This window comes from Pseudarthrobacter sp. 10T415, from assembly GCF_056394175.1.
In genome coordinates this window covers 69,921-82,334 of record NZ_JBFTHJ010000004.1, presented here as the reverse complement: position 1 = coordinate 82,334, position 12,414 = coordinate 69,921, and the positions used below count along the sequence as shown (strand labels likewise).

The 12,414-nt window shown below is 67.1% G+C and carries 11 protein-coding genes and 1 riboswitch; of the genes, 5 read left to right on the top strand and 6 right to left on the bottom strand.

Features of this window, described 5'->3' with window-relative positions:
• Positions 1-74: 74 nt before the first annotated feature.
• On the top strand, positions 75-668 hold the full coding sequence (locus tag AC1DBN_RS07885) for a GNAT family N-acetyltransferase (protein ID WP_477722949.1): 594 nt from the start codon (positions 75-77) through the stop codon (positions 666-668).
• Positions 669-704: 36 nt separating this feature from the next.
• Here the strand turns inward: AC1DBN_RS07885 and opgC are convergent, their stop codons facing one another.
• The gene (opgC, locus tag AC1DBN_RS07880; RefSeq protein WP_477722948.1) at positions 705-3,185 is read right to left on the bottom strand and encodes an OpgC domain-containing protein; all 2,481 of its coding nucleotides are present in this window, start codon (positions 3,183-3,185) and stop codon (positions 705-707) included.
• Positions 3,186-3,424: 239 nt separating this feature from the next.
• Positions 3,425-3,539, top strand: a riboswitch (SAM riboswitch).
• 13 nt (positions 3,540-3,552) lie between these two features.
• Between opgC and AC1DBN_RS07875 the strand changes: the two genes are divergently transcribed.
• From AC1DBN_RS07875 to AC1DBN_RS07865, 3 genes are read left to right on the top strand one after another with little or no spacing between them, the layout of a single operon-like run.
• Positions 3,553-3,831 carry a DUF1737 domain-containing protein gene (locus AC1DBN_RS07875; RefSeq protein WP_056081410.1) on the top strand — a complete coding sequence of 93 codons (279 nt, stop codon included), beginning with the start codon at positions 3,553-3,555 and terminating at the stop codon, positions 3,829-3,831.
• A complete protein-coding gene (locus tag AC1DBN_RS07870) occupies positions 3,828-4,238 on the top strand; it encodes a rhodanese-like domain-containing protein (protein ID WP_056081412.1) in 411 nt (136 codons plus the stop codon). Before AC1DBN_RS07875 ends, AC1DBN_RS07870 begins: the two co-directional genes overlap by 4 nt.
• Positions 4,239-5,447, top strand: a complete 1,209-nt coding sequence (locus tag AC1DBN_RS07865) for an O-succinylhomoserine sulfhydrylase (RefSeq protein WP_261619808.1) — start codon at positions 4,239-4,241, stop codon at positions 5,445-5,447. It abuts the gene before it with no gap.
• Between the two features lie 100 nt (positions 5,448-5,547).
• On the opposite strand, the gene AC1DBN_RS07860 is transcribed toward AC1DBN_RS07865, so the two are convergent.
• On the bottom strand, positions 5,548-6,768 hold the full coding sequence (locus tag AC1DBN_RS07860) for a glutamate--cysteine ligase 2 (RefSeq protein ID WP_314215633.1): 1,221 nt from the start codon (positions 6,766-6,768) through the stop codon (positions 5,548-5,550).
• 66 nt (positions 6,769-6,834) lie between these two features.
• A complete protein-coding gene (locus tag AC1DBN_RS07855) occupies positions 6,835-8,358 on the bottom strand; it encodes a UDP-N-acetylglucosamine 1-carboxyvinyltransferase (protein ID WP_091723654.1) in 1,524 nt (507 codons plus the stop codon).
• 179 nt (positions 8,359-8,537) lie between these two features.
• Here AC1DBN_RS07855 and AC1DBN_RS07850 point away from each other — a divergent pair, with 179 nt between their 5' ends.
• A complete protein-coding gene (locus tag AC1DBN_RS07850; RefSeq protein ID WP_477722947.1) occupies positions 8,538-9,386 on the top strand; it encodes a glycoside hydrolase family 25 domain-containing protein in 849 nt (282 codons plus the stop codon).
• 4 nt (positions 9,387-9,390) lie between these two features.
• On the opposite strand, the gene AC1DBN_RS07845 is transcribed toward AC1DBN_RS07850, so the two are convergent.
• The 3 genes from AC1DBN_RS07845 to AC1DBN_RS07835 are packed head-to-tail and all read right to left on the bottom strand — an operon-like array spanning position 9,391 to position 12,364.
• A complete protein-coding gene (locus tag AC1DBN_RS07845; RefSeq protein WP_314215635.1) occupies positions 9,391-10,191 on the bottom strand; it encodes an energy-coupling factor transporter transmembrane component T family protein in 801 nt (266 codons plus the stop codon).
• Positions 10,188-11,741 (bottom strand): ABC transporter ATP-binding protein, encoded by a 1,554-nt coding sequence (locus tag AC1DBN_RS07840; RefSeq protein ID WP_477722946.1) that lies wholly within the window; start codon positions 11,739-11,741, stop codon positions 10,188-10,190. The genes AC1DBN_RS07845 and AC1DBN_RS07840 overlap by 4 nt, the downstream gene beginning before the upstream one ends.
• A complete protein-coding gene (locus tag AC1DBN_RS07835) occupies positions 11,741-12,364 on the bottom strand; it encodes an ECF transporter S component (RefSeq protein ID WP_091723660.1) in 624 nt (207 codons plus the stop codon). Before AC1DBN_RS07835 ends, AC1DBN_RS07840 begins: the two co-directional genes overlap by 1 nt.
• Positions 12,365-12,414 lie beyond the last annotated feature (50 nt).

The following is a 12,414-nucleotide window of genomic DNA, read 5'->3' as shown; positions in this document are numbered from 1 at the left end:
CGGCAACAGCATCCGCCGGGACGGCCGATGCGCCGGGCTGCAGGCAGTGGCGGACTACACGGCACAATCGAAGGATGAACAATCCACTCCCCGCACCCGTCGCCGAGCCGGAAGAACTGCTCCACGGCGTGGGTATCCGGCTGCTCCACGGCAATGACTGGCACGCCCTGGCAGAGGCGTACCGCCGGAACCGGCTGCACCTGGCGCCGTGGGAACCCCGCCGGCCCGAGGCGTTCTATACGGCCCGGCGTCAGCGGGAGCTGATCCGGACCAAGCGTGAACAGCTGGTGCTGGGCACGGAGGTTCCCTGGGTTCTCATCGAGGGCTTCGGTAACTCATCAGCGGCCCAGCGCATCGTCGGAACTATCACCCTCACCGGGATTGTCCGGGGACCGTTCCTCAGTGCCAACCTTGGCTACTGGGTGGACCACGGCCTCCTGGGACGGGGCGTCGGCACGGCTGCTGTCCGGTTCGCGGCCGGGTACGCGCAGGGCGAGCTTGGCCTCCACCGCATCCAGGCCGCTACCCTGCTGCACAACGCGGCGTCGCGGCGAATCCTGGGCCGGGCAGGGTTCCGTGAGATCGGGGTTGCCCCGGAGTACCTGAAAATCGCCGGAACATGGCAGGACCACCTGCTGCACCAGCTCATCCTGCCGCACGGACAGTAACCCGGGCCGCCAGCCCAGGCTCCCCGAACGCCGCAGCTAGGTAGGAATGATCTTGAAAAGGAACTTCGTCCGGACCATCGCCCACAGGAGCCCCAGGACCACGGCGTAGGCCGCCGTGTTGAGCAGCACATTCTCCTGCTGCAGGGCGGGGATGTTGGCCACCACAGCGATCAGCACCACGTGCATGATGAACACGTAGAGGGTGGCGCGCCCCAGGGGGATCAGGAACCAGCCCAACACCCGCTCGATGGGTTTCCAGTACGCAGTCAGCAGCGCGTAGGCAGCCACTACCAGGATCAGCACGTTGAGCAGCCTCCCCGGCGCCAGGTAGGTGCGGGCGAAGAGTGCGTCGTACATGACCCGGTACGCCGTGTCCGGAATAAGGGCGAGGCGGACGTCGAAGCCGTTGGCCAGGTAGGGGTTGCCCCAGGACAGGAACGCGAACAGCAGTGCGACGGCGGTGCATGCCACTACCAGCCAGGTCCTGGCAGACAGCCACGCCACAATGGTCCGCCGGTGGTAGCCGGCCACGAGGCCGATGACGAACAGCACCTGCCAGACAAGCAGAGGGAACGAATCCTCGAACTGCGACGGCAAGAGCCGGAAGCGTGTGATGGAGCCGACGGCGTAGAGCCCAAGCGTTGCGGCCAGCACCCAGACGGCCTTCCCACGGCTGAGCGCGGCGAGGACCACCGGGCTGACCAGCAGCAGCACCACGTACAGGCCCATGACGTTGAACTGCCAGGGGCCGAACTGCAGCAGGAGGACGGCGGGCAGCACCTGCGGCGGCACCGGGAACTGGAAGAGGGATTCCATCCCCGCATAGAGGTCGTAGGTACGGCCGGCCCCCTGGTGCCCGGCCCCTCCGGTCCCCTGGTCCACGAAGGTGGTGAGGGCCTCGGTCCGGAAAATGGGAAGCAAGGACATCAGGAAGACGCCAACCAGGACCACCAGCGCCGTCAGGTACAGCTTGCCGGCGCGGCGGGATGTCAGGTCCAGCACGGTGCCAAAATCCTCGCGGACGCGGGGCCCGTAGACCATGCCCACCACCAGCCCGGAGAACAACACGAACAGTTCGGCGCCGCTGACGAAGCCCACTGCCTCCTGGGTCAGCAGCTGGAACAGCGATGTCATGCCCAGGTGGTTGACCACCACGAAGACAATGGCCATGCCGCGGAGCAGGTCCACCCGGGAATCCCGTTTGGAGGGGTCGCCGTAGCCCCAGGCCGTGGCAGCGTTAACCCTGCGGGGAATCTGCCACAGTGCCACCAACAGGAGGATCAGCGCCGCTCCCACAGTCCAGGCCGCGGCGCCCGTCAGTGTGTTGGCCCGTTCATAGCTGCCGCCGGCGCCAACCTCCGTGACGGGTCCGGTCACCATTGACGAATCCTTCAGCCGGGCGTGGGCAGCCGCGGCTACGGTGGAGTTGCCGGTCAGCAACCAGCTGATGCTCGCTACACCCGTGTCCCGGGTACTGGTCCTTTCGTCCCACACCACCATGGCGGTCTTCGGGAAGTTGGTGGACGTGGCGGCCCCCACCACCTGGTCGAACCAGCCGGCCTTGACGTCCACCTCGGAGGCGCCGCCGGCTGCGGGGCTGTAGAAGGCAGCGGTCTGCAGCATGAACGGCTTGCTGCGGCCGGCTGAATAGTCCCTGTAGAAGTTTTCCCCGCCGGAGGCGGTGAGCATCTCCTGGAGCTCGCCTGCCCGCGGCACCGTGTTCACCGCCGCCCCGCCGGCCGTATCGTCGTGGAAAGCGGTCAGGCCCACCCAGTCCACGGCGTCATCGCCGGGATAGTAGGGTTCGTAGGCGCTGTCCGCCCCGTCCCACGTTCCGTCATCGTTGGTGTCCAGCAAAGCGAAGCCCTCACTGCCGGGAGCGGGCGCATTCCGGCTCCGGGCGAAGGGATAATCCTTGCCAAGGTACGGCTCCCACACCATCAGCGGGCCGCCGCCGGACGTCTTGAAGGCGGCGGACACCGCACGGAAGGCGTTGCGGTACGCACCGGGCTGCTGGCCCCATTCCACCCAGCTGGCATTCATGTCCGGGGCAAAACGGATCAGCACCTGCCCGGTGAAACCCGATGTCAGCCGCCGCACTTCCCCGGCAAAGGACGCTGCGGCAGCGTCATCAATCTGGTCGAGCGGCACAGTGGGCTTCACAGTGAACATCGCATGCGAACCCTGGAGTGACGCCTGCTCCAGGAAGCCCCGGAGGTTGTTCTGCTCCGAGGGGCGGTACGGCAGGGCGAGGTCGTGGCCGTAGGCGGCGGGAGATGCTCCAAGCCGTTCGGCGAAACCGGCAGCGGAATCTTCACCCCACTCCAGCACCGCGCCCAGCAGGGGTTTTCCCTCGTCCGGGTTAAGGTCGGCGGCGCTGGCGGCGCCTGCGGGCAGCACCACGGCACACGCTGCCAGAAGCACAACGGCAAGGAATGTCCACACCCTCGACGCGCCCGCGCGGAACGATTGGACCGAAGGTTTGGTGCGTCGTCGCGCGGATGTACGCATGCTCATGGAACCCCCCGGTGCCGAAGACCTGATGGGGCAGCGGCCCCACCTGTACTTTATCGGTCGAAGCCCGCCGGGAATGCATGCAGGAAGCAGCGAAAAACCCGCCCACCTGCGGCAATGCCGCCGTCGGGCGCTGCCCGGAAAGCGCCCGGCACGCCTGTGACCCTGTGTTTCCGGTTCAGTTACGGAAGATGACGACGGCGGCGGTGCGGCTCCCGGCGGCAGGTGTTACGTTTTTGGGGAGTAATGAGTACCGGCGCCAAGCCCTGACTGGCCGGTCGGCAACCCTCCTTCCACGGCGGGGTGCCTCAGGTGAATACTCGGCATATCGACCGATTCGAGCTGCAAGCGTGAGAGAAGGAGATCCGTCATGTCTGACGCACCTGTCCCTGAAGAGAAATTGTCCTACCGCCTGATCAGCGGCCCGGACGACCGCGCCTTTTGCGAGCGGATCTCGGCTGCCCTGGCGGAAGGGTACGTGCTGCACGGCAGCCCGGCAGTGACCTTCAACGGCAGCAGCGTCATCGTGGCCCAGGCCGTGGTGCTCCCGGCAGCCATCGCCTCCGCGGACGCCGCCGTCGCCACCGCTGTGGACCACCTGGAATCCGCCACTGAAGAACCCGAATTCGACGGCGAGGGCCACGCATGAGCTACGCAGGAGACCTGACACCCCAGGAGGCCTGGGCCAAACTGGAGCAGGGCGCCATCCTGGTGGATGTCCGCACTGAGGGCGAATGGGCGCACATTGGCATCCCGGACACCAAGGCCACGGACAACGATCCCCTGTTCATCCAGTGGACGTTTCCGGGCGGCATTCCCAACCCGGAATTCATAACCGACCTTGAGCAGCAGGGCCCGGAGAACCGCGGCACCGAGCTGCTGTTCCTGTGCCGCTCCGGGCAGCGCTCCATTGCGGCGGCTACGGCGGCAACCCGGGCGGGCTTCATCTCCTACAACGTCCTGGAAGGCTTCGAAGGCGAACCGGACCGTTACGGCGAACGCACCGTCAACGGCTGGAAGAACCGCGGCCTGCCCACCAACCTCGGAAAGAACTAAGTGACCTTCAACGAAGATGCCGCCGGCTGGAGCCCTGACACCCAGGCCGTCCGCGGGGGGCTGGACCGCACCAACTTCCAGGAAACGTCCGAGGCGATTTTCCTCAACTCCGGGTTCGTGTACGAGTCCGCCGCCGCTGCCGAACGCGCCTTCACCGGCGAAGACGAACGCTTCGTCTACTCCCGCTACGGCAACCCCTCGGTGGCCACGTTCCAGGAACGCCTCCGCCTGCTGGAGGGCACCGAGGCATGCTTTGCGACGGCGTCCGGCATGTCCGCCGTCTTCACGGCCCTCGGCGCGCTGCTGGCTGCCGGGGACCGGGTGGTGGCTGCCCGCTCGCTGTTCGGCTCCTGCTTCGTGATCCTCAACGAAATCCTGCCGCGGTGGGGCGTGGAGACCGTCTTCGTCGACGGCCCTGACCTGGACCAGTGGCGGTCCGCCCTGTCCGAGCCCACCACCGCTGTCTTCTTCGAGTCTCCTTCCAATCCCATGCAGGAAATCGTGGACATCGCGGCGGTCAGCGAACTTGCGCACGCGGCGGGTGCCACGGTGGTGGTGGACAACGTCTTCGCCACTCCGCTGCTGCAGCGCTGCGGCCAGCTGGGGGCGGACGTGATTGTGTACTCCGGCACCAAGCACATCGATGGCCAGGGCCGGGTGCTGGGCGGGGCCATCCTGGGTACCAAGGAATTCATTGACGGTCCCGTGAAGCAACTGATGCGCCATACCGGGCCCGCCCTGTCCGCGTTCAACGCCTGGGTGCTCACCAAGGGCCTGGAGACCATGGGACTGCGCGTCAGCCACTCCTCGGCCACGGCGCTGCGGCTCGCGGAATGGTTGGAGCAGCAGCCCGCCGTCAGCTGGGTGAAGTACCCGCTCCTGAAGTCCCACCCGCAGTACGGGCTCGCGGCCAAGCAGATGAAGGCCGGCGGCACGGTACTCACCCTTGAACTGGCACCGTCGGGCGGCCGCTCCGGCAAGGAGGCCGCCTTCGCACTTTTGGACGCGCTGCGGGTCATCGACATCTCCAACAACCTGGGCGATTCCAAGTCCCTCATCACGCACCCGGCCACCACCACGCACCGGGCCATGGGTCCGGAGGGCAGGGCTGCGATTGGCCTGACCGACGGGGTTGTGCGCCTGTCCGTGGGGCTCGAGGACGCCGAGGACCTCATCGGCGACCTGGAACAGGCCCTCAAGCAGATCTAGCCTGTTTCCGCGGCGGCGACGCGGGTCCGGACCCGGACGGCGACGCCGGTGGTGTGCCCAGCCTTGATGCCAGTGGGGGCAGGCTCCCCGGCAGAGCGGGTCAGGACTGCCGGACCCGCAGCAACTCGGGCGCCGTATCCGCCTCCGAAACCTTGAGGGTATCCCGCATGGTCACGTTGACAGCGTGCTTCACCACCGCACCGAAGCCGAAGTCCCCGGGCTGGCCTGCCAGGGCCTTTTCCCGCACCTGGCGCTGCTCAGCCGAGCCCGTGCCGCGGGCGATGATGTCCTCCACGCCTTGCCGGGCCAGTGTCAGCTCACCCTGCTCGTCCAGCACCGGGGCGAGGTAATCCACCAGCGACCGGACCACATCGGCGGCGCGTGCCGGACGGAAGTTGCCAAAGTCCAGCAGCTCGCCCGTGAGCCCGGAGTTGCTGGCCTGCCATGATGCCATCCGCAGCAGGACCGTGGGGACCGGAGCCGGGTCCACGCCGTCACGCCACTCCCTGCTGGCCGACTCCACCAGCGCCCGCACCAGGCAGGCGATCAGTGCGGCGTCGTCGGCGCGCAGGCAGACGTCCGCTACCCGGACCTCAACCGTGGGGTGGTTCCGCGAGAGCCGCGCGTCAAAATACAACATGCCTTCGTCGAGCATCACGCCGCTGTCCAGGAGCCGCGTCACCACCCTGCGGTACGCAGGGTAGGTACCGTAGACGGCCGCTGGTCCGGACGTCGGCCAACGGTTCCAAGCCTGGGTCCGGTAGCTTTCGAAGCCGGTGGGCAGCCCGTTCCAGAAAGGCGAGTTCGCACTGAGCGCCGTCAATACCGCGAGCTTGTCCCTGATCCGGTCCAGCACCGCCACGCCCTCATCCGGTGACTCGATGTAGGTGTGGACGTGGAAGCCGCAGGTCAGCTGTTCCTGGGCGGTGAGCCCGAAACGCTCCAGCATCCGGGCGTACCGGGGGTCAGGGGTGGTGTGGCTGGTGGATCCCAGCGGTGAGGTTGCGAGCGCCGCAACCCTGGCATGGTTCTTCTGCGCCGCCTGGTCCGCGAGGGACCGGCCGGCACGGATCTGGTCCAGCAGCGTTCCGTAGTCCAGGCACGGGCGGGTCTGCGTCTCAATCTGCTCAAGTTTCAGCTCGGCACTCAGGCCCATGCCGTCGTCGTCCGCTTTGTCCTTTGCGGCCGGTGCCTGCGGAAGCTGCGGCAAATCATCTGCCGCCACGTGCCGCCCGGACAGGAGCGCGTCAGCAAGGGCGAGCGGTTCGCCGGACTCCGGATCAACAATCAGAAGCTCTTCCTCAACGCCGAAGGTACGCATAGTCACATTCTGCGGCAGGGACGGGACATTTGAAGTGCCCCGCCCCATCATGACGAAGAGTGAATGTCAGCCCTGGAAGTACTCAATCCTGGCGCCGATGGTGTTGAGCCGCTCTGCCAGGTCCTCGTACCCGCGCTCGATCACGTAGATGTTGCGGAGCTCGGACACGCCGCGTGCCGCCAGCATGGCCAGCAGCAGGCAGGCGGCCGGGCGCAGCGCCGGCGGGCAGCCCACTTCGGCAGCGCGCCATTTGGTGGGGCCGTTGATGTAGATCCGGTGGGGATCGAGGAGCTGGACCTGAGCGCCGAGCCGGTTCAGCTCCGTCAGGTAGATGGCGCGGTTCTCGTACACCCAGTCGTGGATCATCGTCTGGCCGGTGGCGTTGGCGGCGATGACGGCGAAAAACGGCAGGTTGTCGATGTTGAGGCCAGGGAACGGCATGGGGTGGATCTTGTCCTCCGGCGCCTTCAGCTCCGAGGGCTTGGTGGTCACGTCCACCAGCCGGGTCCGGCCGTTCCGTGCCACGTATTCGCCGGAGATTTCCAGCTGCTGGCCCATCTGCCCCAGCGTGGCCAGTTCGATCTCCATGAACTCGATGGGCACCCGGCGGACCGTGACCTCGGAGTTCGTCACGATGCCCGCGGTGATCAGGCTCATGGCCTCGATGGGGTCCTCGGACGGGAAGTACTCGATGTCGGCGTTGATGACGGGCTTGCCGGTGATCCTCAGGGTGGTGGTGCCCACGCCTTCGATGGTGACGCCCAGCATCTGCAGGTAGAAGCAGAGGTCCTGCACCATGTAGTTGGGGCTGGCGTTCCGGATGACCGTGGTGCCCTCACGGTGGGTGGCCGCCATGATGGCGTTTTCCGTAACGGTATCGCCGCGCTCGGTGAGGACGAAGGAGCGGTCCCGTGAATCAGCCGACGGCGCCTGGACAGCGTAGAAACCGGCCGTGGCTTCCACGGACAGCCCAAACTGGCGCAGGGCCTGCATGTGCGGCTCAACGGTACGGGTGCCGAGGTCGCAGCCTCCGGCGTAGGGAAGCCTGTACTCGGCGGACTCGTCCAGCAGGGGGCCCAGCAGCATGATGACGCTGCGGGTTCGGCGGGCAGCCTCCACGTCCATTGAGTCGAGGTCCAGGACGGCGGGCCGGCGCAGGCGGAGGTCGGTGGCGTTGAGCCAGGTGCATTCCACGCCGATGCTGGTGAGCACCTCCACGATGCGGTTGACCTCTTCGATCCGGGCCAGGCGGCGCAGGACGGTGGTGCCGCGGTTGATGAGGCTGGCGCACAGCAGCGCAACTCCGGCGTTCTTGCTGCTGTTCACGTCAACCGAGCCGGACAGGGTGCGCCCGCCCTCCACCCGAAGGTGGGTCATCTGCGGTTTACCCACGTTGACGATGCTCCGGTCGAAGATGGTCTCGAGGCGCTGGATCATTTTCAGGCTCAGGTTCTGTTTGCCCTGCTCCATCCGGGCCACCGCACTCTGGCTGGTTCCCAGCTCAGCGGCCAGCTGGCCCTGGGTCCAGCCCTTCTCGCTCCGGGCGTTCCTGAGCATGACGGCTACGTGTTCAGCGGTTTCCTGGGTCATGCAGCGAATATATCATCTATGAGTTTTTGGTGGCCAATTAGGCGGGTTACAGCTCTATCAAGCTCCTTTTTTATCTTTTCTATGCGATAGAGCCGGCCCGCGGCGTTGCGCCTTGTCCTCTCCGTGATACCGCGGGAGACTGGAACATAAGTTTCCTCAAGCAATAAACGGAGCCCCACATGCCCCGGACTCGAGCCCACCTGCCAGTGTTCAGGCTGGCATGGCTGCTGGTGGCAGCAGTAATATTCAGCTGCGCCGGGCCCGCGTGGGCTGATCCCACCGATTCCCCGGCAGGGCCGCAAGGGGGCGGCAGCAGCCAGTCCCTGCTCGGCAACGACGTTTCCTGGCCCCAGTGCAACGCAGAACTGCCCGGAGACCAGGCGTTCGCCATAGTGGGCGTCAATAACGGTTTGGCCAACAACACCAACCCGTGCCTGCAGGAACAGCTCGAATGGGCCGAATCGTCATCCGGGGCAGTAGCCTCGCAGCCCGAGGCGCAGCTCTACATCAATACTGCCAATCCCGGGCGGGCCGGTTCCTGGTGGCCTGTCAGCGACGAATACCCCACCGGCTCGAAGGTGCACAACCCATACGGATCCTGCAAGGCCGGGGACTACGGCACGGCCTGCGCCTACATGTACGGCTACGCCAAGGCCTTTGACGCCGCCTACGTCCGCGGAGTGACGGACCCTGCGGACTACGTCTGGTGGCTGGATGTGGAAACCGAAAACACCTGGTCCAGCAGCAAGGATGCCAACCGCACCGTCCTGGAAGGCATGACGGATTTCTTCCACAGCATCGACGCAGCAGGTGTGGGGATCTACTCCACCGGCCAGCAGTGGCACAGGATCGTGGGGAACGTCAGCACCTCCAGCAACCTCTACCCCTTGCCCAGCTGGCTGGCGGGATCCCGCAATGCAGCATCAGCGGCCACCGCATGTTCGAAGTCCCCGCTGACCGGCGGCGGGAAAGTGGTGCTGACGCAGTTCATCCACGCCGGACTGGATTACAACCACGCCTGCACCTAGCGGGTCAGTTCCCGGCCCACACCATGTTCCAGGTGCCGGCTGACACCGCCGCCGTGACGGCCAGGCCGGCCATTACCAGGCCGCCGGCCAGGACCCACACATCCAACAGCGTGTAGGTGGATTCACGGGCCCACGTGCGTGGCCCGCCGCCGAAACCGCGCGCTTCCATGGTGACCGCCAGCCGCGACGCCCGCCTGATCGCCTGGACCAGCAGCCCGAAGCTCTGCCCCAGGGTGGCCTTCACCCGCTGCAGCACGCTGCCGCGCGAGCCAACCCCCCGGGCCCGCCGGGCCATGCCGATGGTCTGCCATTCCTCGGCCATCAGCCCCACGAGGCGCATCGCCGCCAGGGTGCCCAGGACGAACCGGTGCGGGAGCCGGGCCTTTTGCGCCAGCGCATCTGCGAGGTCGGTGGGGTCCGTGCAGCTGACCAGGAGTATTGCGGGCAGCGCGATGGCCAGGCCGCGCAGCAGGAAACCCACGCCGGTCTCCAGCGAGCCCTCACTCATGGTCCAGATGCCGGCGTCGATGAGAGTCCTGCCGCTGTCCGGCGCCAGGATGGAAGTGCTCCACCCGCCCACGGCGGCAGCGAGGATCAGAGGCCAGCCGCGTTGCCACAGCAGCCCCAGCGTGAGCCCGGCAAGCGGAAACAGCAGCAGTTCGAAGAACAGCGCCACGGACGCGGACACCCAGTCGATGGAAAGCGCCAGGACCACCGTGATGAGCACGACGGCGGCCAGCTTGCTCAGCGGGTTGGCGCGGGCCAGGAGCGCAGCGTTTCCGCGGAGGTTCAGTTCGTGCCTCATGGCGCCACCGCTTCCGGCGCTGCAAGTTTGAGTTCCGTGCCACCGAGGGCCGCGGTGAATTCGGCGTCATGGGTCACGGAGACCACTGCCGTTCCGGCGTCCAGGAGTTCGGAGAGGAACGATGCCAGCTCGGCCCAGGTATTGGCATCCTGGCCGAATGTGGGCTCATCCAGGACCAGTACCTGAGGGCTTGCCGCCAGGATCGTGGCCACGGAAAGCCGCCGCTTTTCGCCGCCGGACAGGGTATACGGGTTGGCGTCCACCAGGTGGGTAAGCCGCAACCGTTCCAGCAGCTCATCCACCTTGTCTTCACCGTGCCCCAGGTGCCGGGGCCCGAAGAGCAGTTCGTCCAGGACCTTGCCGGTGACGAACTGGTGCTCGGGTTCCTGGAAGACAGTGCCGATCCGCTCGATCAGCTGTTCCGCCTTCCACTGATACGGGGTGATTCCGGCGCCGCGGCTGAGGTCCGTCGTGGCGGAGACCGTCCCGTTGACCGGTTCGAGGAGTCCGGCAAGGGTCAGCGCGAAGGTTGATTTCCCTGCGCCGTTGGGTCCGGTGACGGCGAGCGCCTGCCCGGCGCGGACCTGGGCAATGATGCCTTCCTGCACCGGCACCGGCGGAACTTTGCGGAAGCCTTTTCGGCGCGGGCGTTGCCGGGAGACGGCCAGGTCTTCGGCGGCCAGCAGGAGGCTTCCGGTTCCGTAGGCCTGTTCCGCGGCCCGCGCGCGGGTGGACGGAACGTATCCGGGCACCCAGACACCGGCGGCCGTCAGCATGGTCCGCGCTTCGGCCAGCACCCGGTCCGGCGGGCCGTCCAGGAGCACCGCGGGGTTGGCGCCGCTGCCGGGCTGCAGCACCACGATCCTGTCCACGAGGTCCTTCCACACGGACACCCGGTGCTCCACCACCACCAGCGTGGCGCCGGTCTTGTCCAGGCAGCGGGCCACGGCGTCCCGGACTTCGAGGACACCGGCCGGGTCCAGGTTGGCGGTGGGTTCATCGAGCAGGATCAGCCCGGGCCGCATCGCGAGGATGCCTGCAAGCGCCAGCCGCTGTTTCTGCCCGCCGGACAGAGCCGACGTCGGGTGGTCCAGCGGCAGGTGGGACAGCCCGACGTCGGCCAGCGCCTCGTGCACGCGCGGCCAGATGGCGTCGCGGGGCACGGCGAGGTTTTCGGCGCCGAAGGCGACGTCGTCGCCTACCCGGGAGAGGACCACCTGGGTCTCGGGATCCTGCTGCATGAGGCCCGCGCGGCCCCGCTGGCCGCGGGGCGAACCGCCGTCAACCAGCAACGAACCGGTCTCGTCCGACTCGCCTGCCTCGCCGTCGTCGTCCGCATCGCCCAGCACCCCGGCGAGCGCATGGAGGAGCGTCGACTTGCCTGCCCCGGACGGGCCAAGCAGGAGTACCCGCTCACCCGGGCTGATGTCGAGGTCGAGGGCATGGACGGCCGGTGTGGTGCGCCCCGCGTGCCGCCAGCCCCAGCCGCGGGCGGTGACCGTGGCCGGCCGCACCGTTTGGGGTGCGGCCGCGTGGGAAGGTGCCGGCATCAGGAGAAGACGGGCTCCGTAGCGGCCTTCCGGGATGCAAAGGAGCTCAGCACGCCGGTCCGGGCAAGGCCACGGGTGGCGATCCAGGCGAGCGCGCCGGCGATGATGGCCCCGGAAACAACGGTGAAGGCGATGTACGCGAGCTTGTCACCGCCAGAGTAGGCGATGTTCCAGCCCCACGGCGCGAAGGAGTCGTTCAGGCCGCAGAAGAGGCCCGCCGCGGCACCGGCCAGCAGGGAGACCGGGAGGTTGAATTTCCGGTAGACGAAGATGGCGAAAATGATCTCGGCACCCAGGCCCTGGACGAACCCGGAGAACAGCACGGAGGCGCCGTACTGGGAGCCCATGAGCAGTTCGCCGGTGGCGGCGACCGTCTCGCAGAACAGGGCGGCGCCGGGCTTGCGGATGATGAGCATGCCCAGGACCGCAGGGATCATCCATCCCCCGGCCAGGAGGCCGGTGAGGGGCGGGTAGGCCGCGTTCATCGGCGCGGAAATTGCGGCGGTTCCCTGGGACCAGGCCCAGAAGATGACGCCGCCGGCGATGGCGATCAGGGCCGCCACCACAATGTCCACGACGCGCCAGGACCTGCTGGCGGGCTTTTTGATTGCTGAAGTAGTCATGTGATCCTCCTGGAAACAGGAGGGGAAAGTGGACGCGGGTGCCGGCTGCT